The 20,018-nt window shown below is 68.2% G+C and carries 22 protein-coding genes; 11 read left to right on the plus strand and 11 right to left on the minus strand.

The features are described from left to right. The first annotated feature begins 191 nt into the window (after nucleotides 1–191). The 3 genes from typA (at nucleotide 192) to OHA10_RS16035 (ending at nucleotide 4,523) form a co-directional block, all read left to right on the plus strand. The gene (typA, locus tag OHA10_RS16025; RefSeq protein ID WP_371407001.1) at nucleotides 192–2,057 is read left to right on the plus strand and encodes a translational GTPase TypA; all 1,866 of its coding nucleotides are present in this window, start codon (nucleotides 192–194) and stop codon (nucleotides 2,055–2,057) included. A gap of 11 nt (nucleotides 2,058–2,068) precedes the next feature. Next, entirely contained in the window at nucleotides 2,069–3,739 is a 1,671-nt protein-coding gene (locus OHA10_RS16030) for a glutamate--tRNA ligase (RefSeq protein WP_371407002.1), read from the plus strand. A 205-nt stretch (nucleotides 3,740–3,944) separates the two neighbouring features. Next, complete coding sequence (locus tag OHA10_RS16035) at nucleotides 3,945–4,523, plus strand: L,D-transpeptidase (protein ID WP_371407003.1); 579 nt, start codon at nucleotides 3,945–3,947, stop codon at nucleotides 4,521–4,523. 29 nt (nucleotides 4,524–4,552) lie between these two features. Here the strand turns inward: OHA10_RS16035 and OHA10_RS16040 are convergent, their stop codons facing one another. Next, nucleotides 4,553–5,056, minus strand: a complete 504-nt coding sequence (locus OHA10_RS16040) for a macro domain-containing protein (protein ID WP_371407004.1) — start codon at nucleotides 5,054–5,056, stop codon at nucleotides 4,553–4,555. A gap of 91 nt (nucleotides 5,057–5,147) precedes the next feature. Between OHA10_RS16040 and OHA10_RS16045 the strand changes: the two genes are divergently transcribed. Next, nucleotides 5,148–5,939: a L,D-transpeptidase family protein gene (locus OHA10_RS16045; protein ID WP_371407005.1), complete on the plus strand. Its 792-nt coding sequence runs from the start codon at nucleotides 5,148–5,150 to the stop codon at nucleotides 5,937–5,939. 4 nt (nucleotides 5,940–5,943) lie between these two features. Here OHA10_RS16045 and OHA10_RS16050 read toward each other — a convergent pair whose 3' ends face one another. From OHA10_RS16050 to OHA10_RS16075, 6 genes are all read right to left on the minus strand, one after another. Further along, nucleotides 5,944–6,288, minus strand: coding sequence for a DUF2516 family protein (locus OHA10_RS16050; protein WP_134105596.1), 345 nt, complete (start codon nucleotides 6,286–6,288; stop codon nucleotides 5,944–5,946). Between the two features lie 112 nt (nucleotides 6,289–6,400). After that, the gene (locus tag OHA10_RS16055; protein WP_371407006.1) at nucleotides 6,401–6,922 is read right to left on the minus strand and encodes a hypothetical protein; all 522 of its coding nucleotides are present in this window, start codon (nucleotides 6,920–6,922) and stop codon (nucleotides 6,401–6,403) included. A gap of 32 nt (nucleotides 6,923–6,954) precedes the next feature. Then, the gene (locus OHA10_RS16060) at nucleotides 6,955–7,383 is read right to left on the minus strand and encodes a helix-turn-helix domain-containing protein (RefSeq protein ID WP_371407007.1); all 429 of its coding nucleotides are present in this window, start codon (nucleotides 7,381–7,383) and stop codon (nucleotides 6,955–6,957) included. A gap of 81 nt (nucleotides 7,384–7,464) precedes the next feature. Next, complete coding sequence (locus OHA10_RS16065; RefSeq protein WP_371407008.1) at nucleotides 7,465–8,211, minus strand: SDR family NAD(P)-dependent oxidoreductase; 747 nt, start codon at nucleotides 8,209–8,211, stop codon at nucleotides 7,465–7,467. A gap of 43 nt (nucleotides 8,212–8,254) precedes the next feature. Continuing rightward, on the minus strand, nucleotides 8,255–9,253 hold the full coding sequence (locus OHA10_RS16070) for a hypothetical protein (protein WP_371407009.1): 999 nt from the start codon (nucleotides 9,251–9,253) through the stop codon (nucleotides 8,255–8,257). 112 nt (nucleotides 9,254–9,365) lie between these two features. Beyond that, on the minus strand, nucleotides 9,366–10,109 hold the full coding sequence (locus OHA10_RS16075) for an SDR family oxidoreductase (RefSeq protein WP_371407010.1): 744 nt from the start codon (nucleotides 10,107–10,109) through the stop codon (nucleotides 9,366–9,368). Between the two features lie 127 nt (nucleotides 10,110–10,236). Here OHA10_RS16075 and OHA10_RS16080 point away from each other — a divergent pair, with 127 nt between their 5' ends. Genes OHA10_RS16080 through OHA10_RS16095 form a run of 4 tightly spaced genes read left to right on the plus strand, consistent with a single transcriptional unit; the run spans nucleotide 10,237 to nucleotide 13,636 of the window. Continuing rightward, nucleotides 10,237–11,115, plus strand: a complete 879-nt coding sequence (locus OHA10_RS16080; protein WP_371407011.1) for a helix-turn-helix transcriptional regulator — start codon at nucleotides 10,237–10,239, stop codon at nucleotides 11,113–11,115. A gap of 31 nt (nucleotides 11,116–11,146) precedes the next feature. After that, nucleotides 11,147–12,397, plus strand: a complete 1,251-nt coding sequence (mshA, locus tag OHA10_RS16085; protein WP_371407951.1) for a D-inositol-3-phosphate glycosyltransferase — start codon at nucleotides 11,147–11,149, stop codon at nucleotides 12,395–12,397. Beyond that, complete coding sequence (locus tag OHA10_RS16090) at nucleotides 12,394–12,879, plus strand: YbjN domain-containing protein (protein ID WP_371407012.1); 486 nt, start codon at nucleotides 12,394–12,396, stop codon at nucleotides 12,877–12,879. The genes mshA and OHA10_RS16090 overlap by 4 nt, the downstream gene beginning before the upstream one ends. 10 nt (nucleotides 12,880–12,889) lie before the next feature. Continuing rightward, on the plus strand, nucleotides 12,890–13,636 hold the full coding sequence (locus OHA10_RS16095; RefSeq protein WP_134105588.1) for a phosphoglyceromutase: 747 nt from the start codon (nucleotides 12,890–12,892) through the stop codon (nucleotides 13,634–13,636). 116 nt (nucleotides 13,637–13,752) lie between these two features. Here the strand turns inward: OHA10_RS16095 and OHA10_RS16100 are convergent, their stop codons facing one another. The 3 genes from OHA10_RS16100 to phoU all read right to left on the minus strand — a co-directional run bounded on the left by OHA10_RS16100 (nucleotide 13,753) and on the right by phoU (nucleotide 15,914). Next, nucleotides 13,753–13,971, minus strand: a complete 219-nt coding sequence (locus tag OHA10_RS16100) for a hypothetical protein (RefSeq protein ID WP_371407013.1) — start codon at nucleotides 13,969–13,971, stop codon at nucleotides 13,753–13,755. A gap of 77 nt (nucleotides 13,972–14,048) precedes the next feature. Next, on the minus strand, nucleotides 14,049–14,993 hold the full coding sequence (locus OHA10_RS16105) for a hypothetical protein (RefSeq protein ID WP_371407014.1): 945 nt from the start codon (nucleotides 14,991–14,993) through the stop codon (nucleotides 14,049–14,051). A gap of 213 nt (nucleotides 14,994–15,206) precedes the next feature. After that, nucleotides 15,207–15,914, minus strand: a complete 708-nt coding sequence (gene phoU / locus OHA10_RS16110) for a phosphate signaling complex protein PhoU (protein ID WP_371407015.1) — start codon at nucleotides 15,912–15,914, stop codon at nucleotides 15,207–15,209. A gap of 205 nt (nucleotides 15,915–16,119) precedes the next feature. On the opposite strand from phoU, the gene OHA10_RS16115 reads away from it, so the two are divergent. The 3 genes from OHA10_RS16115 to OHA10_RS16125 all read left to right on the plus strand — a co-directional run bounded on the left by OHA10_RS16115 (nucleotide 16,120) and on the right by OHA10_RS16125 (nucleotide 19,123). Further along, complete coding sequence (locus OHA10_RS16115) at nucleotides 16,120–17,337, plus strand: sensor histidine kinase (protein ID WP_371407016.1); 1,218 nt, start codon at nucleotides 16,120–16,122, stop codon at nucleotides 17,335–17,337. Then, nucleotides 17,334–18,011: a response regulator transcription factor gene (locus OHA10_RS16120; protein WP_133787236.1), complete on the plus strand. Its 678-nt coding sequence runs from the start codon at nucleotides 17,334–17,336 to the stop codon at nucleotides 18,009–18,011. The genes OHA10_RS16115 and OHA10_RS16120 overlap by 4 nt, the downstream gene beginning before the upstream one ends. 83 nt (nucleotides 18,012–18,094) lie before the next feature. Beyond that, a complete protein-coding gene (locus OHA10_RS16125) occupies nucleotides 18,095–19,123 on the plus strand; it encodes an iron-siderophore ABC transporter substrate-binding protein (RefSeq protein ID WP_371407017.1) in 1,029 nt (342 codons plus the stop codon). A 90-nt stretch (nucleotides 19,124–19,213) separates the two neighbouring features. Here the strand turns inward: OHA10_RS16125 and OHA10_RS16130 are convergent, their stop codons facing one another. Further along, complete coding sequence (locus tag OHA10_RS16130) at nucleotides 19,214–19,861, minus strand: hypothetical protein (RefSeq protein ID WP_371407018.1); 648 nt, start codon at nucleotides 19,859–19,861, stop codon at nucleotides 19,214–19,216. Between the last annotated feature and the right edge of the window lie 157 nt (nucleotides 19,862–20,018).

Below are 20,018 nucleotides of genomic sequence, written 5' to 3' on the forward strand. Positions count from 1 at the left end.
CCGTGGTTACGGCCCCTCCCCAGGCGCCGTTTATAGACTGGACGTCCAGTCAACAAAAGTCAAAGGGATGCCCGGTTCGTGGGACACGCGCAGTAACCGGTAGGATGAAAGGGCTGCGCCCTGTGTCGAGTGGCACGTGAACGAGCCGTAGCCACCGCCTGAACCCATCTGACTGCTTGGAGCGCTTCCTCATGCCTGTCCGTAACGACCTGCGCAATGTCGCGATCGTGGCCCACGTCGACCACGGGAAGACCACCCTCGTCGACGCGATGCTGTGGCAGTCCGGCGCGTTCGGTGCCCACCAGCACGTCGACGAGCGGGCGATGGACTCCGGCGACCTGGAGCGTGAGAAGGGCATCACGATCCTCGCCAAGAACACCGCCGTCCGGCACAAGATGGCCAACGGCGAGCAGATGACGATCAACATCATCGACACCCCCGGCCACGCCGACTTCGGCGGCGAGGTCGAGCGCGGCCTGTCGATGGTCGACGCGATCGTGCTGCTGGTGGACGCCTCCGAGGGTCCGCTGCCGCAGACCCGGTTCGTGCTGCGCAAGGCGCTGGCGCGGAAGATGCCGGTGATCCTGGTGGTGAACAAGGTCGACCGTCCCGACGCCCGGATCTCCGAGGTCGTCGACGAGACGTACGAGCTGTTCCTCGACCTGCTCGACCACGACGCCGACCAGAGCGCGCTGGACTTCCCGGTCGTCTACGCCTCCGCGCGGGCCGGACGTGCGTCGCTGACCCAGCCGGCCGACGGCGGGATGCCGGACTCCGAGGACCTCGAGCCGCTGTTCGAGACGATCCTCAACAACGTGCCCGCCCCGGAGTACACCGAGGACGCGCCGCTGCAGGCCCACGTCACCAACCTGGACGCCTCCCCGTTCCTCGGCCGGCTCGCGCTGGTCCGGGTGCACGAGGGCACGCTGAAGAAGGGCGCGCAGGTCGCCTGGTGCAAGCACGACGGGTCGATCGAGCGCGTCAAGATCACCGAACTGCTGGTCACCGAGGCGCTCGAGCGGGTGCCGGGCGACTCGGCCGGCCCTGGCGACATCGTCGCGATCGCGGGGATCCCGGAGATCATGATCGGCGACACCCTCGCCGACCCGGAGAACCCGAAGCCGCTGCCGCTGATCACCGTGGACGAGCCGGCCATCTCGATGACGATCGGCACCAACACCTCGCCGTTGGCCGGCCGCGGCAAGGGCACCAAGGTGACCGCCCGCCTGGTCAAGGACCGGCTCGACAAGGAGCTCGTCGGCAACGTGTCGATCAAGGTGCTCCCGACCGAGCGCCCAGACGCCTGGGAGGTGCAGGGCCGTGGTGAGCTGGCGCTGGCCATCCTGGTCGAGCAGATGCGCCGCGAGGGCTACGAGCTGACCGTCGGCAAACCGCAGGTGGTCACCCGTGAGATCGACGGCAAGCGGCACGAGCCGGTCGAGCGGCTGACGATCGACTGCCCGGAGGAGTACCTCGGCACCGTCACCCAGCTGCTCGCGGTCCGCAAGGGCCGGATGGAGCAGATGACCAACCACGGCACCGGCTGGGTCCGGATGGAGTTCCTGGTGCCGGCCCGCGGCCTGATCGGGTTCCGCACCGAGTTCCTCACCGACACCCGCGGTACCGGTATCGCCCACCACGTGTTCGAGGGGTACGAGCCGTGGTTCGGCGAGCTGCGGACGCGCCCGAGCGGTTCGCTGGTCGCGGACCGGGCCGGCGCCGCGACGTCGTACGCGATGATCAACCTGCAGGAGCGCGGCACGATGTTCGTCGAGCCGACGACCGAGGTGTACGAGGGGATGATCGTCGGCGAGAACTCGCGCTCCGACGACATGGACGTGAACATCACCAAGGAAAAGAAGATGACCAACGTCCGGTCGTCCACCGCCGACGAGTTCGAGAAGCTCGTCCCGGCGCGCAAGCTGTCGCTGGAGCAGTCGCTGGAGTTCTGCCGCGAGGACGAGTGCGTCGAGGTGACCCCGGACGCGATCCGCATGCGCAAGGTCGCGCTCACGCAGATCGAGCGCTCCAAGCTGGGCCGCAAGAACAAGAACTGACCTGCTAGGAAGTGAGACAGCGAGTCATGGTGGACCGCGCGGTTGTCGATGGGCTGTTCCCGAGTGATCTTCCCGAGCCGGCGTACTGGGAAGAGCAGTATCCGGCGCGGGTGCTTCCGGAGGGGGCGAAGGTGACCCGGTTCGGGCCTTCGCCCACCGGGTTCGTGCACATCGGCGGGATCTACACGGCGATGATCGATCGGGATGTCGCGACCGATTCCCAGGGTGTGTACCTGGTCCGGGTCGAGGACACCGATCAGGCGCGGGAGGTCGAAGGAGCGCTCGAGCAGTTCGACCGCGCCTTCGCCTACTTCCGGATCAGCTCCGACGAGGACCGGCGCCAGGGTTCGTACGGGCCGTATGTGCAGTCGCAGCGCGAGCAGATCTACCTGACCTTCGTGCGGCATCTGCTCCGGCAGGGCAAGGCGTACCTGTGTTTCGCGACCAAGGACGAGCTCGCCGAGATCACCGCCCGTCAGCAGGCCGCCAAGGTGCCGACGGGGTACTACGGCAAGTACGCGCTGTGGCGCAACGCCGACCCGGCGGACGTGCAGGCGAAGCTCGACGAGGGTGCGCCGTACGTCGTGCGCTTCCGGGCTCCTGACGACGCCGACGGGCAGCGGACCAGCTTCGTCGACGCGATCCGCGGCCGGCTCGAGCACGAGGCGAATCGCAACGACGCGGTGATCCTGAAGTCGTCGGACCAGTCGCCGCGGCTTCCGACGTACCACTTCGCGCACGCTGTCGACGACCACCTGATGCGGGTGAACCTGGTGATCCGGGGCGACGAGTGGATCTCGTCGGTTCCGCTGCACCAGCAGCTGTTCGCGGCCCTCGAGTTCGAGCCGATCACGTACGCGCACGTCGCGCCGCTGATGAAGCAGATCCCGGGCGGGAAGCGGAAGCTGTCGAAGCGGAAGGACCCCGAGGCCGGCGTCGACTTCTACATCGGCGCCGGGTATCCGGCGGACGCGGTGCTGTACTACCTGCGTGGCCTGGCCAACGGCCGGCTCGCGGAGATGCCGTTGGCAGACGCGCTGGCGACGCCGATCGATCTGTCCCAGTGCGGCGTCGCCGGTCCGCTGGTCGATCTGGTGAAGCTGGAGGACATCAGCGCCGACTACATCGCGACGCTCAGCGGTCAGCAGGTCTTCGACGCGGTGCGCGTCTGGGCGACGGAGTACGACGCTGACCTCGTGCCCGTTCTCGACAACGAGAAGGAGCTCGCGCTGCGGGCGATCGCGGTCGAGCGGGACGGCGTCGAGAACCCGCGCAAGGACCTCCGCAAGTGGTCGGACTTCCGCGCGGCGTACGGCTTCTTCTTCACCGAGCTGTTCGTCCCGGTCGACGGTCCGACCGACGAGCGGCTGGTCCCGCTCGGCGTCGCGCCGGAGATCACGACGGCGTTCGCCCAGGATCTGGTCGCCGGGTACGAGCACCGCGACGACCCGCAGGAGTGGTTCGACCAGATCCGTTCACTCGCCGGCAAGCACGGGTTCGCGCCGAACGCCAAGGAGTACAAGAAGGATCCGGATGCGTACGCCGGCTCGATCCGCGAGGCCTCGCAGCTCGTGCGGGTCGCGATCACCGGCGCGACGCGCAGTCCCGACCTGCACGCGACGGCTCAGGCGCTCGGGGCGCCGGAGGTTCTGCGTCGGTTGGAAGCCCTGATCGGCAAGTAACTCCTGTGGCGTAAGTGGCTGCTGGGAAACGCGTAGGGCACGAAGTGGACACGGTGGTTCACAGTGCGCGACCGCGACTACATCGGTGTGATACATAATTCTCGGTCGCCGGTGGGGGAAAGAAGTTTTGATTCGTTACCAACCAGACGCCATGCGGCGACGTCTGTCTTGTGGAAGCACTAATTGGGGGAAGGACAAGGGAAACATGGGCATTCTGCGTAAGGTCTGCGCAACTCTGACGGCCGTTGCGTTCGTGGGCGTCGGCGCGCTGTCGGCGACCACCTCGGCTGAGGCCGCGTCCCAGGTTGCGGGGTCGGCGCAGACGGCGCCGAAGCCGGCGGGTCTGCCGCCGAAGGCGGTGACGAAGGCCTCGGCCTCGTCCACCAGCAAGCTCATCGCCAAGTACAAGATCGACCGGCGGTGCGTCACCAAGGGCCGGGTCCTCTGCATCAACAAGAAGACCCGCAAGCTGGTGTACCTGGTGAACGGCAAGCCGATCCAGGTGATGGACGTCCGGTTCGGCGCGATGAAGACGCCGACCCGCAGTGGCGTCTTCAAGGTCTACCGCAAGTCGAAGAACCACGTCTCGTCGCTGTACCACTCGAAGATGCCGTACGCGATGTTCTTCAGCGGCGGCCAGGCCGTCCACTACTCGTCGGACTTCAAGGCCCGCGGCTACAACGGCGCCTCGCACGGCTGCGTGAACGTCCGCGACAAGAAGAAGATCGCCTGGGTGTTCTCCCGGGTGCACGTCGGCGACAAGGTCGTCGTCTACAGCAAGTGAGCTGAGCGTTCGCGACAGCGGCCGGGGAGCTACTCCCCGGCCGCTGTCGCGTTCCGGAACGCCTTGTACAGCCGCGGCTCCACCAGGCAGAAGGTGCCTTGGGCAACATTGGTCGGCGTACCGCGCAACGTCGCGACCGCGATGTCCGCCGCGGACTGTGCCGGCCACCCGTAGATCCCGGCCGACACCGCCGGCAGCGTCATCGTCTTCACACCCAGCTCGTCCGCGATCCGCAACGCGTTGCGGTAGCAGGACTCGAGCAGCGCCGGATCCCGTTGCCCGGCGAGGTAGTTCGGCCCGACGACATGGATGACGTACGACGCCGGTAGTGCGCCGGCCGTCGTCCATACCGCCGTACCCGTGGGGGTGCCGTTCGGGTACCGCTCGATCAGCTCCGCGAGGATCTCGCGGCCACCGGCCCGATGGATCGCGCCGTCGACGCCGCCACCGCCGCGCAGCGCGTGATGAGCGGCGTTCACGATCGCGTCCGCGGGCACCGTGGTGATGTCGTCGGTGCTCAGAACGATCTCCATGCGCAGTTCCTCCGGTACGCTGGGGCGCCAACCAAATGGGCCGTGAGGACGTCCTACAAGTGTAGGAACGGGGCTAGCAGAGGGGTGTCCGATGCGTGGGCTGATCATTCGCAAGGCGCTGAGCGGGCTGATCGTGGGCGGCGTGATTGCGACACTCCTGAGTTCCGGAACCCCTGCGACGGCGACCGGCGCCGATCTGAAGACGGTGCCGTTCGAGGTCAGCGGTGAGCTGCCGATCTACCCGAAGGCGCTGTGGAAGAACGGCTCCAGCGGGACCAACGTCCGCAAGGTCGAGGCGCGCCTGGTGCAGCTGAAGCTGCTCGAGAAGAAGTACCTGGACAACGACTTCGGCACGATGACCCGGGCCGCGGTGAAGAAGTTCCAGAAATCCAAGGGCATCCCCGAGCTCGGGTACGTCGACCAGAACACCCTCGACCAGCTGGCCAAGGTCACGCACGTCCCGACCCAGACCGAGCTGTACCCCCCGGCACCGGTGGTCAACGGCAAGAAGCTGGACGCGCGCTGCGCGACCGGTGTGGCGCTGTGCATCGACAAGACCACCCGCAAGTTGCGGTACGTCGTCGACGGCGTTGTGAAGATGCAGATGGATGTCCGCTTCGGCGCGGTGAAGACCGCGACCCGTGAGGGCAGCTTCACCGTCGGCTGGAAGAGCCGGAACCACGTCTCGAAGCTGTACGACTCGAAGATGCCGTACGCGATGTTCTTCAGCGGCGGCCAGGCAGTGCACTACTCGTCGGACTTCGCGGCGCGGGGTTACAACGGCGCGTCGCACGGCTGCGTGAACGTCCGTGACCTGGCCAAGATCAAGGTCCTCTTCGACGAGGTCCACGTCGGCGACAAGGTCATCGTCTACCGCTCGTAGGGTTTTACAGCGGGCGCGGGCCCCGGCGGCGACGCAGGGCGCCCCAGCCGCCTCGGCCGCGGCCGGTGGCGGCGCGCAGAGCAGGCCGGGCGTCGACCAGGTAGACCGCGGACGCGACGATGCCGATCAGGCCGAAGAAGCTCAGCCAGCCCTGGAAGAACTGACTCAGCGTGAATACGACCAGGATCAGCACCCAGCCTGGTTTGGTCAGCTTGTCGGCGGCGATGAACACTGCGCGCGGCCGGAACGCCGCGTCGAGCAGCGCGACCAGCTTGAGGACAAGCAGCACCCACCAGATGACCGACAGTGGATCGCCGAACCCGGGGATCAGGTTCTGGAAGGTGATCATGCTACGAGCCTAACTGACAGACCGGGCGGTCCACCTCTGCTGAGTCGCAGCTGTGGACCGCCCGGGCGAGGATTCACGCGAAGATCGATGAATTGTCACCGTCAGTGGTGGGTCAGTCGCCGATCTTGTCGGCGGCGGCGCCGGCTGCCTTGCCGGCCGCCTTCGCGGTCTTGCGAGCGCTGGTCGCGGTCGCCTTCACGGTGCGGGTCGCGGACTCGGCGGTCTTCTTCACCGTGGTCCGGGTCGCCTTGGCCTTGCTGACCGTGGACTTAGCCTGGGCCTCGAAGTCCTCCGTGGCCTGCTGGTGGCGGATCCGCTCGACCAGGTCCTTGCCGCGGCCGGCCAGGTCCTCGTAGGTCTCCTCGGCCTGGCCGAGGACGGTGGTGAAGCCGGCCTGGGCGGTCTTCGGCAGCTCGCGCAGCTTGGCCGGAGCGGTCTTCGCGTCGGCGACGATCGCCTCGAAGCGCTTGTTCAGCTCGATCTGGGCCTTGGTGAGCTCGGTCTGCAGGGTCTTCTGGTCCAGCTTGGCGAACCGGGCGGTGACGTCCTCGCTGATTGCGCGGAACTTCTCGACCGCGAGGTCGCCGGCGCCGGCGATCGCGTAGAACGGGGTAACAGGCGTACGGGTAGCCATCAGGCTTCTCCTCGGGATGTCTTCAGCAGGTTTCAGTTGGTGGTGCGCTTGCGGGCGGAGGTCTTCTTCGCCGGAGTCTCTTCCGGTACGGCGTTCTCCCGGACGAACGACGTGTACACGTCCAGCAGGACGCGCTTCTGCCGCTCGTTCAGGGCGGGGTCGAGCAGGACGGCGTCGACCACGCCGGCGGCCTTCCGGTCGTCGGAGTCGTCATCCGGATCGAGGATGCCGGCCCGTACGTACAGGGTCTCCGCAGAGATCCGCAACGCCTTCGCGAGCTGCTGCAGCACCTCGGCCGACGGTTTGCGCAGGCCGCGCTCGATCTGGCTCAGGTACGGGTTCGACACACCGGCCAGGTCCGACAACTGCCGCAACGACAACTGCGCATGCCGCCGCTGCTCGGCGAGGTACTCCCCGAGGGAGCCCACCGCCCCAGCCGCCCGATCACTCAACCTGGCCATGCGTCCAGTGTGCTAGCAAGCTGCTTGCAATTGCAAGCAGCCCGGCCGTGAGTCGGCTCACGTGAGGGATTTACGCCGTACCTACTGCTCGCGGAAGACCTTGTGCTGCGCTGCCTGGGCGCGGGGGCGGACCGTGATGCGGTCGAGGTTCACGTGGGCGGGGCGGGTGGCGACGTACGTGACGATGTCGGCGATGTCGTCGGCGGTGAGGGGTTCGCGGACGCCGGCGTACACGGCGTCGGCCTTGGACTGGTCGCCGCCGAAGCGGGTCAGGGCGAAGCCCTCGCTCTGCACCATGCCGGGGGCGATCTCGGTGACGCGGACCGGCTGGTCCCAGAGCTCGAGACGCAGCGTGTCGACGACGGCCTTGGCGCCGTGCTTGGCGGCGACGTACCCGCCGCCGCCCTCGTACGCGACCTGGCCGGCGGTCGAACCCATCACGATGATCGTGCCGCGACCCGCGATAAGGGCCGGGAGCAACGACTTGGTGACGGCCGCGACCGCGATCACGTTCACCTCGAACATCCGCCGCCACGCGTCCAGGTCGGCCTCGGCGACGGGCTCGAACCCGAACGCGCCGCCGGCGTTGTTCACCAGCACCTGCAACTGGTCGCCGACGGCCGCGGTCAGCGCGGCGACGTCCTCGGCCGACGTCACGTCGCATTGCACGGCACGGCCGTCGATCTCCTTGGCCAGCGCTTCGATCCGGTCGAGCCGCCGCGCGGCGCAGATGACCTCGAACCCGGCCCGGGCGAGGTACCGCGCCGACGCGGCTCCGATCCCACTGCTAGCTCCGGTCACCACGGCAAGAGGACGCTCGGAAGTCATAGTCCGAGTCTCTCAAACCCACTCGTCGAGCAAGGCAGGTGTCTCAGGACCGGCCGGCTCCGACGGGCTGTCGCGTTGGTACCTGCTCGGGTACGGCGGTACGCCGGGCGGACGTGATCACCGCCGCGAGCGCCAGCGCGCTGACGGCCAGGAAGCCACCGAGCATGCCCAGCGTCTCGGCGTCCGGGTGGATCAGCGCCTGCCCGCGGAACGCCTGGACCGTCACGGTCGCCATCACACCGGCGTACGCGAAGGCGGCGACGCCGATCAGACGGGCGCGGACCCGCTCGGGCCGGAGCCAGGCGATGCGACCGGCGAGCAGGTGCAGGACCAGCAGGGTGATGAGCAGGAAGTGGATCGCGTGCAGGCCGACGAAGTGCGGGATGCGCAGGTCGCCGCCGACCGTGCTCCAATGCGTCAGTGGCATGCCGGGACCGCCGGGCTCGACGCCGATGCCGTGGCTGCCGGCGAGCGTGACGGGGTGGCCGTAGGCATCGGTGACCTGCTCGTGGCTGGTGTTCGAGCCGACCAGGTAGAACGCGATCGCCATACCCGCGACCGCGAGGCCGAGGCCGACCCGGATCGCGCGGTTCAGTGGGCGGTCGCCGACGCGCTGGAACAGCAGCATGATCGCGACCACGAGGCTCGCGCCGAACAGGCCGAGGACGCCGGACATGAAGACCTTCTGCCCGACCTGGTTGAACGTGTCGGTGTTGTCGTTGAAGTGGCTGAACGTTCCACGGGCGGCCTGGACGGCGATGAACCCGACGTCGACGATCCCGGTGACCGCGAACACCGTGCCGGTCCACCAGCCGAGGCGCTTCGCCTTGCGCAGCTTCGACAGCAGCCAGGCCAGCGTCGCGCCGTACAGGACGAAGGCGATGCCGAACTTGAACGGCTTGAGCCAGACGGACTCGTTCAGGATCTGCCGGTCGTCGACCGCGAGGCCGATCGCGGACGCGACGACGAGACCTGTCATGGCGAGCACCATCAGCATCAGAGGACGGTGCCAGGACTTGGCTTGCTCGAGGACTGTACGCATGTGATCCATGCTTTCGGCGCGGAGACCGCAGCACAGTGGGGCGAATCCGCCAACCCAGGTAGGGATAGACCCACCCTGAGAGACTCCGGGGTACGACCAGGGTTGAAGGACGTCACGCCTGGCGGGTCGGGAGTGCGATGATCTGGCGCAGGTTGAGCTCACGTCGCCGGCTCACCGCGAACGTGACCACGTCGGCGATGTCGTCCGCAGTCAATGGCCCGATCTGCTCGTTCATGGAGGCGATCAGGTCCTGGCCGGAGCTGTCGAGATGCGTGGCGAGTTCGGTGTCGGTCAGGCCGGGCTCGACGTTCGTGACGCGCACGTCGTACGGCGAGAGGTCGGCTCGCAGCGCGGCGGACAGTTGGGTGAGAGCCGCCTTCGTGGCCCCGTAGACGGCGTACCCGGGGAAGATCGCGTGCGCGCCGATCGACGAGATGTTGACGAGGTCGGCGGTCCGTCCTTCACCCGCAGCCGCGATCAGGTCCGGGGTGAACGCCTGGATCAGCCGGAGTACGCCGGTCACGTTGGTGTCGATCATCCGGGTCCAGTCGTCGAGCCGGCCGTCCTCGATCGGGGCGGCCAGCATCACGCCGGCCGCGTTCACGACGAGATCCGGACGGCCCAGCTGCTCGTGGATCTGCTCGACCCCGGCGTCGACCGAGGTCTGCGACGTGACGTCGAGGCTGACGCCGATCGCCCGCGGCCCGAGCTTGCCGGCCAGGTCGTCGAGCCGGTCCTGCCGCCGCGCTACCAGCGCGACTGCGGCGCCCGCGTCGGCCAACTGGGTGGCGATCGCAGCTCCGATTCCGCTTGCGGCGCCGGTGACGACTGCGGTGCGGCCGGTGAGGTCAGTCATGGTGTTCCTCCAGGTTTCGGTTGATGGCACCGATCCTGGAGCGGCTGCCGAGGGTTACCCAGGTGTCTGTTGAGCCTGGTTCTGGCAGGACCAGGTTGGGTTCCGGGCCGCCCTGGATACTGGAGGCATGGATCGTCGAGCGGAGCTGACCGAGTTCCTCAAGTCGCGCAGGGCCCGGGTGCAGCCCGAGGACCTGGGGCTGAAGGTGTTCAACGGCCGCCGCCGCGTCCCCGGACTGCGTCGCGAGGAGCTCGCGCAGGCGGCCGGCGTCAGCGCCGACTACTACGTCCGGTTCGAGCAGGGCCGGGCGGAGAACGTCTCGCAGGAGATCCTCGACGCGATCGCCGACGTACTGCGTCTGACCGACGACGAGCGCAAACACCTTGCCCTGTTGGCGAAACCGGCTCGGCGCCGGGCACGTCGCCGTACGTCGGAACGCCTGCGGCCCGGTCTGCAACGGCTGCTGGACTCGATGCCCGACGTACCGGCGTTCGTCCTCGGCCGCCGGATGGACGTGCTGGGGTGGAACCGGCTCGCCGCGGCCCTGATCGCCGATTTCGGCAGCCTGGATCCGAAGGACCGCAACATCCCGCGGATGGTGTTCCTCGACCCGGCGTCGCGTGACTTCTACCCGCAGTGGGAGGCGGTCGCGGACGAGACCGTCGGCTACCTGCGGATGTACGCCGGGCGGTACCCGGACGACCCGGAACTGGCCGAGCTGGTCGGCGAACTGTCCATCCGCAGCCCGGAGTTCCGCGAGCACTGGGCCCGGCATGACGTGAAGGACAAGACCTTCGGGACGAAGACCCAGCACCACTCGATCGTGGGCGACATCACCGTGCAGTACGAGACCCTGCAGCCGCCGGGCGAACCGGACCAGCTGCTCGTCACCTACACCGTCGAGCCGGGATCGACGTCCGAGCAGAATCTTCGTTTGCTGGCCAGCTGGACGGCCGCCGATAGGGAGAACTCCCGATTCCCCGCGGAGGCACCGGAGTTACCCTGACGTCGTGAACAAACCCCTCCGGCGGGTCGCGATGATCAGCCTGCATACGTCGCCACTCGACCAGCCGGGGACCGGGGACGCCGGCGGGATGAACGTGTACGTGGTCGAGCTGTCCAAGCAGCTGGCCGGGCTGGGGATCGAGGTCGACGTGTTCACCCGCGCGACGGCGTCGGTGCTCCCGGCCCGGGTAGAGCTGCTGCCCGGCGTGGTGGTCCGCAACGTCGCCGCCGGTCCGTACGAAGGCCTCACCAAGAACGAGCTCCCGTCCCAGCTGTGCACGTTCGCCCGAGCCGTGCTGCGAGCCGAAGCGATCCACGAGCCCGGCTGGTACGACGTGATCCACTCGCACTACTGGCTCTCCGGCCAGGTCGGCCTGCTTGCCCGCGACCGGTGGGCGGTGCCGCTGGTGCACACCATGCACACGATGGCCAAGGTGAAGAACGCCAGCCTGGCCGAGGACGACGTACCGGAACCCGCGGCGCGTCTGCTCGGTGAGGAGCAGGTGGTCGAGTCGGCGGATCGGCTGTTGGCCAACACGTCCGACGAGGCCCGAGAGCTGATCGAGCTGTACGGCGCGCAGCCGGCGAAGGTTGGTGTGGTCAACCCTGGCGTGGATCTCGAGCTGTTCAGTCCGGGTTCGCAGGCCGCGGCCCGGCAGGAGGTCGGTCTGCCGGCGGATGCCGTCGTACTGGCGTTCGTCGGGCGGATCCAGCCGTTGAAGGCACCCGATCTGCTGATCCGGGCGGCGGCGCGGATGATCGAGCGGGATCCTTCGCTGCGGGACCGGCTGGTGGTTGCGATCATCGGCGGGCCGTCGGGCAACGGGATGGAGCATCCCGAGTCGCACGCCGAGCTGGCCCGGGCGCTCGGGATCGACGACGTGACCCGGTTCGTGAAGCCGATGGAGCGCCCGCGGCTGGCTGCGTGGTATCGCGCGTCGACCGTCGTGTGTGTTCCGTCGTACTCGGAGTCCTTCGGGCTGGTCGCGCTGGAGGCGCAGGCGTGCGGTACGCCGGTTGTCGCGGCGGCTGTCGGCGGTCTGAGTACTGCGGTGGTCGACGGGCGGACGGGGTATCTCGTGCGCGGGCATCGGGTCGACGACTTCGCCGACGCGCTGGCCCGGATCGCGACGGATCCGGCCACTCGCGAGAGCATGAGCACCGCGGCGGTCAAGCACGCGCAGGGTTTCGGCTGGGAGGTGACCGCCCGCAAGACGCTGGCGGCGTACGGGACCGCGGCGGACACGATGGCGGCGGAGATCGCCGCGGAGGTGGCCGGGTGAGAGTTGCAGCGGCGGACGTGATCCGCCAGGTGCTGACCGAGAACGAGATCGAGTTCACCGAGAAGGACGGCGTCTTCACGGCGGATCTGCCGGGGGAGCGGAAGCTGAAGACGACCGTGACGCTGACGGTCGGGCCGCAGGCGGTCCAGGTGCACGCGTTCGTGGCCCGGCACCCGGACGAGAACCACGAGGCCGTGTACCGCTGGCTGCTCGAGCGGAACCTGAAGATGTACGGCGTCGCGTTCGCGGTCGATCATCTCGGCGACATCCACCTGGACGGGCGCGTCCCGCTGCACGCGATCACACCGGTCGAGGTGGATCGGCTGCTCGGCGCCGTACTGGAATATGCCGATACGTCGTTCAACACGATCCTCGAACTGGGGTTCGCGTCGTCGATCCGGCGGGAGTACGACTGGCGCGTATCGCGGGGTGAATCGACCCGAAACCTGGACGCGTTCAAGGGCTGGCTGGAGCCTCGATAGACTCCGAGGCATGACCTATCGCCTGATCCTGCTCCGCCACGGCCACAGCGACTGGAACGCCAAGAACCTCTTCACCGGCTGGGTCGACGTCGACCTGAACGCCCAGGGCGTCGAGGAGGCGCAGCGCGGTGGCGAGCTGCTCCGCGACCGCGATCTGCTCCCCGACGTACTGCACACCTCGGTGCTGACCCGGGCGATCCGCACCGCGAACATCGCGCTCGAGGTCGCCGACCGCCAGTGGATCGACGTTCGGCGCTCCTGGCGGCTGAACGAGCGGCACTACGGCGGCCTGCAGGGCAAGGACAAGAAGCAGACCCTGGAGGAGCTCGGCGAGGAGCAGTTCATGCTGTTCCGCCGCTCGTACGACACCCCGCCGCCGGCGATCGAGCGCGGCTCGGAGTACGACCAGGCCGGCGACCCGCGGTACGCCGGACTCCCGTCCGAGCTGCTGCCCGCGACCGAGTGCCTGAAGGACGTCGTCGAGCGGATGCTCCCCTACTGGTACGACGCGATCGTGCCGGACCTGCGCGCCGGCAAGACCGTCCTGGTCGCCGCCCACGGCAACAGCCTCCGGGCCCTGGTCAAGCACCTCGACAACCTCGACGAGAAGACCGTCGTCGGCCTCAACATCCCGACCGGCATCCCGCTGTACTACGAGCTGGACGACGACTTCAACCCGCTCACCCCCGGCGGCGAATACCTCGACCCCGAAGCCGCCAAGGCCTCCATCGAAGCGGTCAAGAACCAAGGCCGCTAAGGACAAGGAACACCAGCAGCCGCGCCGAAGAACACGCCTTCGGCGCGGCTGACTTGTGGCCGGCTTCGCCGGGGGCGAACCCCATTTCGGGCCGCAGTTCCGTGCGTGCGGCCGGGTTAGGAGTCGAGGGGCTTGGTGCGGAGGGTGTCCAGGCGGGCCTGGAGGGTGGGGTGGTTGGCGAGGACTTCTGCGTTGGCTTCCAGGAGGTCGCGTTCGGCGCGGAGGAGGTCCTTCATGTGGCGGTCGACCGCGTCCAGGTGAGCCCTGAGCTCGGTGGGGGTCAGGTTGGAGACGTCGGTGTTGACCAGGCGGTCGGTCTCGGAGGCGTCTGTCATGCGGCGACGATATCTGTGATCGAGAAACGAACAGCCCTCGGCAACGAATCGGTTGCCGAGGGCTGCTTGGTTGGTGGCTACTCGCCGACGAGCTGGTCGTAGTACGACGTCTCGCGGACGGTGTCGACGCCGTTGAAGACGACGTCGTGGATCGGGCCGTAGCCGGTCAGTGCGGTGGCGGCGCCGTTGGCCTTGCTCATGGCGTAGAGGGTGCCGGTCTGGGTGTTGTTGTCGACACCCACGATCAGCAGACCGCCGCGGTTACCGCAGTTCTCGACGACCAGGGACTCGAAGTTCTGCCAGCCACCGCTGCGGATCCGCTTGAGGATCGGCTTGGTCGTGGCGGCAGTCGGGATCCGTACGGTCCACAGCGCGCCGGCCGTGGTGGTCATCAGCAGGGTGTCGTACGTCGCGGTCTCGCTGATCACGGTCATCGTCTTGAAGCCCTTGAAGCCCGGGAACGAGCCGTACGACTTGATGCCGGCGCCGACGATCGAGTACCGGTACAGGCTGCCGTTGCTGTTCAGGCCGTACAGGAACTGGTGGCGGGCGTTGTAGGTGTTGAGGTTCGACGTGGCGATCGTCTTGAAGCTCGTCCAGCCGCTGCCGACCTTCTTGAAGGTCGCGAGCGGGGCGCGGTCGTCCTCGTAGATGTACGTCGTGTGCCGGTAGAGGTTCCCGCCCTGCAGCAGCAGGCCGTAGTAGTAGAACTGGGTGAGCGCGGCGTTCGACGCCAGGTACCACGTTGCGTTGGCGCGGGTTCCGACGAACTTGAACGCGTCGTACTGCAACCCCTGCGCCGGCCGTCCGGCGATCACGTCGGCCTCCGCCACGGTGCCAGTCGCGCCCGGGAAGGCGGTCGAGACCAGGCAGGCCGCGCCCGCTTTGGTCGTGTTGGTCTGCTTGGTCCGGTCGGACCAGGGCTTCGAGTCGGTCGTACCGGCGGTGGCCGGCGCGGACACGACGGACGCGGCCAACAGGCCCACCCCTGCCATTGCCAGGGCGAGTCGTTGCAGTCGCATAGCGGATCCTCTTTCACGAGATGTTGCTCGGGCGGATCCCGAGATCAAGTCACTTCCCGTCCCATCGCGCGCCGCCTACCTGGCGTTACATCGATTACCGGACGTGATCAGATCGAGATCCACCGCCTCGCGCCGGAGGCTTGGCCTTTCACGCGGTACAAATAAGTAGCCCCCGGCAACAACTGGCCGGGGGCTACTGGGGTGGTTCGGAGGTCAGTTGCCGTTGGGGTTGGGGGCGCTGGCGCCGGCGCCGGAGCCGGCGGCGGTGCCGCCGATGGCTACGGGGAGTTCGCCGGTGACCAGGTAGACGACGCGGCGGGCCATGGCTACCGCGTGGTCGGAGATGCGCTCGTAGTAGCGGCTGAGGAGGGCCATGTCGACGGCCACCTCCACGCCGTGCGGCCACTCGTCGTCCATCATCAGGCGGAACTGGTTGGAGCGGAGCTTGTCCATCTCGTCGTCGCTGGCCTCGAGCTTGCCGGCGGCCTCGACGTCGCGGGACGCGATCACGTCGCCGGCCGCGTCGACCATCTTGCCGGCGACCGAGCCCATCGACTCGATCACGTCGTGCAGCTCGCCGGGGATGGCGGGAGCCGGGTAGCGCATCCGGGCGATCTTCGAGACATGTGCGGCCAGGTCGCCCATCCGCTCCAGGTCGGCGACCATGCGCAGCGCGGCGACCAGCATCCGCAGCTCGTTGGCGACCGGCGACTGCCGCGCCATCAGCTCGAAGACCTTCTCCTCCACGCCTTCGCCGGCGGCATCGAGCTGGATGTCGGCCGCGATGACCTCCTCGGCCTTGCGGATGTCGGCCTCCAGCAGCGCGGAGGTCGACCGGCGTACGGCGGTGGACACCGTCCGCGTCATCCGTTCCAGTTCGGCGAGGATGTCGTCGAGCTGCTCGTGGTAGGTGTCGCGCATTGTGTTCGAATCCGATCTGTGGTGTCCGATACCGCGGTGGGCGAGGTCGACGGCACGCCAGGTACCCGCCCAGAGGTGACCGTATGCCGTCGAGGTTGCCGGACGGCGACGAGTGGTGAACGACCGATGAACAGTTAGGTCGTGTCCCGGTCATCCGGTGCTCATTCGGTCTTTCCCTGCTGGTTGCCCGCGTAGCATCGTTGCCGTGGACCCCACGCTGGCTGCGGTGCTGGGCGGCGTCATCGGCGCGGCCCTGGCCCTGCTTTCGCTCGGTGCGATGATGCTTTCCGAGCGGGCCCAGCGCAAGATCCCGGAGTCCCCGGACCCGATCGTCCCGGCCGGCGTCGCCACGGTCTTGTCGGTACTACGTTCGTCCGCGGTCGTGATGGGCCCCGAGGACCAGGTCCTGCAGGCCAGCGCCCCGGCGCACGTGCTCGGCATCGTCCGCGGTGAGCGGCTCGTGGTCGACGACATCCTGACCATGGTCCGCCAGGTCCGCCGGGACGGCGAGATCCGCCAGCAGGACCTCGAGATCGTCCGGGGCCGGCTCGGCGCCACGCAGTACGTCAGCGCCCGGGTCGCGCCGCTGGGTAGCCAGCTGGTGCTGGTGCTGGTCGAGGACCGGACCCGCGAGCGCCGCCTGGAAGCGATCCGGCGGGACTTCACCGTCAACGTCAGCCATGAGCTGAAGACCCCGGTCGGTGCGCTGATCCTGCTCGCCGACGCGGTCTCGGAGGCCTCCGACGACCCCGAGGCGGTGCAGCGCTTCTCGGACCGGATGCGGATCGAGGCCTCCCGGCTCAGCCGCCTGGTCAAGGAGATCATCGAGCTGTCCCGGTTGCAGGGCGACGACCCGCTGGAGAACCCCGGCCCGGTCGACGTCAACGCGATCATCGAGACCGCGGTGGACCGGTGCCGGATCGACGCCGACGACCGCGACATCAAGATCGTGGTCAAGACCGAGCCCGACCTCGAGGTGATGGGCAGCGAGGACCAGCTCGCGATGGCGATCGGCAACCTGGTCGAGAACGCCATCAACTACAGCCCGGACGGCACCCGGGTCGCGGTCGCCGCGCACCCGATCGGTGACCTGGTCGAGCTGACCGTGTCCGACCAGGGCGTCGGCATCCCGAGCAGCGACCTGGAGCGGGTCTTCGAGCGGTTCTACCGGGTCGACCGGGCCCGCAGCCGCGAGACCGGCGGCACCGGGCTGGGCCTGTCGATCGTCAAGCACATCGCCTCCATCCACGGCGGCGACGTCCGGGTGTGGAGCGTCGAGGGCCAGGGCTCCACCTTCACCGTGAGACTCCCGCTGCGGCTCGAACCCGCGCCGGGTCAGACCGCTTCCTCCAGCCAGGAGGAGGCGGCCGTTCCCCTGACGCCTACCCCGTCAGGTCAGATCGCAAAGGAGACAGCTTCGTGACCCGAGTGCTGGTCGTCGAAGACGAAGAGAGCTACAGCGACGCGCTGTCGTACGTACTGCGTAAGGAAGGGTTCGAGGTCGCCGTCGCGGAGACCGGCCCGGATGCGCTGGACGAGTACGACCGCGCCGGTGCGGACATCGTCCTGCTCGACCTGATGCTGCCGGGTCTGTCCGGCACGGAGGTCTGCCGGGCGCTGCGCAGCCGGGGCAACGTCCCGGTGATCATCGTGAGCGCCAAGGACACAGAGGTCGACAAGGTCGTCGGGCTCGAGCTGGGCGCGGACGACTACGTGACCAAGCCCTACAGCCCGCGCGAGCTGCTGGCCCGGGTGCGCGCCGTACTGCGTCGTGGGCAGGACGTCGAGCTGCTGCCGGACACGCTCGAGGCGGGCCCGGTCCGGATGGACGTCGAGCGGCACGTCGTGACGGTGTCCGGGACCGAGATCCGGCTGCCGCTGAAGGAGTTCGAGCTGCTCGAGATGCTGCTGCGGAACACTGGCCGGGTGCTCACCCGCGGTCAGCTGATCGACCGGATCTGGGGCGCCGACTACGTGGGCGACACCAAGACCCTCGACGTGCACGTGAAGCGGCTGCGTTCCAAGCTCGAGAAGGACCCGTCGAATCCGCAACATCTGGTCACCGTGCGTGGCCTGGGCTACAAGTTCGAGTCCTGAGTCACACCCCCGCGGGTCGCGACGGCCGAGGGGGTTAGCTTAGGCTCTCCTTAGTTGAGGCAATTGGTCTAAGGAGAGTCACCATGTCCTGGTCCCGTACCAAGGTCGGCAGAGTCGTCAGCGCGGTCACCACCGTGCTGCTCGCCACGACCACGCTGGCCGCCTGTGGCAGCGACGGTGACAAGCAGGCCGACACATCGGCCGGTACGGCGTCGTCGGGGTTCCCGGTCACGCTGAAGAACACGTTCGGTGAGACGACGATCACCAAGAAGCCGGAGCGGATCGTCACGCTCGGCTGGAACGCGCAGGACGTGGTCTACGCGCTGGGCGAGACCCCGGTCGGGATGCCGAAGGTCACCTACGGCCCGACCCCCGAGGGTGTCACCGCGTGGGACGCGGACAAGTTCGACAAGTCGAAGACGACGCTGCTCGACACCGGGGACAAGTACCCGTTCGAGAAGATCGCGGCGCTCCGGCCCGACGTCATCCTGGCCCCCTACGAGGGGTTCGACGAGGCGACGTACAAGACGCTGAGCGGGATCGCGCCGACCGTCGCGTACCCGGGGGCGCCGTGGCAGACCACGTGGCAGGACCAGACGCTGCTGGTCGGTGAGGCGCTCGGCAAGAAGGCCGACGCGGAGAAGCTGATCGCCGGCATCGAGGACAAGATCAAGCAGGTCGCCGCCGAGCACCCGGAGTTCAAGGACAAGACGATCACGGTCGGCTCGTTCGGCGCGGACAACTACGTCTACATGCCGGGCGACCCGCGGGTGCAGATCCTGAACGAGATGGGCTTCAAGAACGCGCCGGGCGTGGAGGCGCTGGAGAAGACCAACACCAAGAAGGAGTTCTCGCTCGCGATCAGCAAGGAGAAGGTCGCGGACGTCGACGCCGACGTGCTGATCGCGTACGTCGACGGGATCGGGACGCAGAAGTTCCTGTCCGACCCGGTCTACTCGTCGCTGCAGGCGGTCAAGAGCGGCGGGGCGTACGCACTGCAGGACCAGCAGGTGATCTCGGGGATGAGCGCGGTCAGCGTGCTCAGCGTCCCGTGGGTGCTGGACAAGATGCTCCCGGGCCTGTCGAAGGCAGCCTCGGCGAGCAAGAACTGAGCTGGTACGGCGAGCCTCGGCCACCGGCTCGCCGTACCAAGACGAACGGGCCGTCCCGCGCCGGGGCGGCCCGTTCGGTTGTCTCGGTGACTACTCGTTACCCACCGGGGAGGGGGAGTAGTGGTCGTCGGTGAGGACGGGAACGTACGCCGAGACCGGCGCCGCATTGCCGAACGTGATCGTCACGTTGACCATCTGGCCCGGCTTCGCGCCGGTGACGATGATCGCCGGACCGGCGTCCTCGGCGCCCGGGGACGGGGCCGACGGGGTGTCGGTCGGAGTCGCGGACGGGGTCTCGGAGGGCGTCGCGCTAGGCGTGGCCCCGGCCTCGGCGATCGGCGGCGTGTCGGTGCCCGGCAGCCGGAGCGCGGTGTGCGGCGCCAGCTCGATCGGCTCGGTGAGCCCCTCGAACTTGACGTCGGTCGGCTGGTCGGCGCCCGCCTGGCCGTCCTGCGTGCCGGGCGCGGCCTGCTCGATGCCGACCAGCGTGTCCGCGTCGTCACCGTCGTTGACGATCACGCTGTGCAGTTCGCCCTTGCCGTCGGCATCCGCCAGCACCAGCATGTTGCGGACCTTGAGCTGGCCGGACTCGAAGTTCGTGCCCTCGGCGGCCTGGTACGGCTGCAGGGTCGGCGCATCGAAGCTCGCGCTGCACGCCGCCAGCGCGATACTGAGAGTGGCGGCGGCACTCGCCAGCGCAGTACGCCGGGCGAACCGCGAGGACAACGTGATCGGCACTGGAATCCCTCTCGTGCAAGCTGATTCGACACTGTCGTGGACAGTTCGTGACGCCGTCAGGCGGCCGCCTCCGGCGCCCCAAAGCGTAGCCCTCGGGCGCCCCGGCCCTGACGGCGGGATGCCCGGAACCGGTGTACCAGGCAACGGCTCGCGCGCG

Source organism: Kribbella sp. NBC_00662 (assembly GCF_041430295.1).
Classification (GTDB): domain Bacteria; phylum Actinomycetota; class Actinomycetes; order Propionibacteriales; family Kribbellaceae; genus Kribbella.

Coding starts and splice junctions, on each gene's coding strand:
- typA (WP_371407001.1), top strand. CDS start 192: ATGCCTGTCCGTAACGACCTGCGCAATGTCGCGATCGTGGCCCACGTC.
- OHA10_RS16035 (WP_371407003.1), top strand. CDS start 3,945: ATGGGCATTCTGCGTAAGGTCTGCGCAACTCTGACGGCCGTTGCGTTC.
- OHA10_RS16040 (WP_371407004.1), bottom strand. CDS start 5,056: ATGGAGATCGTTCTGAGCACCGACGACATCACCACGGTGCCCGCGGAC.
- OHA10_RS16045 (WP_371407005.1), top strand. CDS start 5,148: ATGCGTGGGCTGATCATTCGCAAGGCGCTGAGCGGGCTGATCGTGGGC.
- OHA10_RS16050 (WP_134105596.1), bottom strand. CDS start 6,288: ATGATCACCTTCCAGAACCTGATCCCCGGGTTCGGCGATCCACTGTCG.
- OHA10_RS16055 (WP_371407006.1), bottom strand. CDS start 6,922: ATGGCTACCCGTACGCCTGTTACCCCGTTCTACGCGATCGCCGGCGCC.
- OHA10_RS16060 (WP_371407007.1), bottom strand. CDS start 7,383: ATGGCCAGGTTGAGTGATCGGGCGGCTGGGGCGGTGGGCTCCCTCGGG.
- OHA10_RS16065 (WP_371407008.1), bottom strand. CDS start 8,211: ATGACTTCCGAGCGTCCTCTTGCCGTGGTGACCGGAGCTAGCAGTGGG.
- OHA10_RS16070 (WP_371407009.1), bottom strand. CDS start 9,253: ATGCGTACAGTCCTCGAGCAAGCCAAGTCCTGGCACCGTCCTCTGATG.
- OHA10_RS16075 (WP_371407010.1), bottom strand. CDS start 10,109: ATGACTGACCTCACCGGCCGCACCGCAGTCGTCACCGGCGCCGCAAGC.
- OHA10_RS16080 (WP_371407011.1), top strand. CDS start 10,237: ATGGATCGTCGAGCGGAGCTGACCGAGTTCCTCAAGTCGCGCAGGGCC.
- mshA (WP_371407951.1), top strand. CDS start 11,147: ATGATCAGCCTGCATACGTCGCCACTCGACCAGCCGGGGACCGGGGAC.
- OHA10_RS16095 (WP_134105588.1), top strand. CDS start 12,890: ATGACCTATCGCCTGATCCTGCTCCGCCACGGCCACAGCGACTGGAAC.
- OHA10_RS16100 (WP_371407013.1), bottom strand. CDS start 13,971: ATGACAGACGCCTCCGAGACCGACCGCCTGGTCAACACCGACGTCTCC.
- OHA10_RS16105 (WP_371407014.1), bottom strand. CDS start 14,993: ATGCGACTGCAACGACTCGCCCTGGCAATGGCAGGGGTGGGCCTGTTG.
- phoU (WP_371407015.1), bottom strand. CDS start 15,914: ATGCGCGACACCTACCACGAGCAGCTCGACGACATCCTCGCCGAACTG.
- OHA10_RS16125 (WP_371407017.1), top strand. CDS start 18,095: ATGTCCTGGTCCCGTACCAAGGTCGGCAGAGTCGTCAGCGCGGTCACC.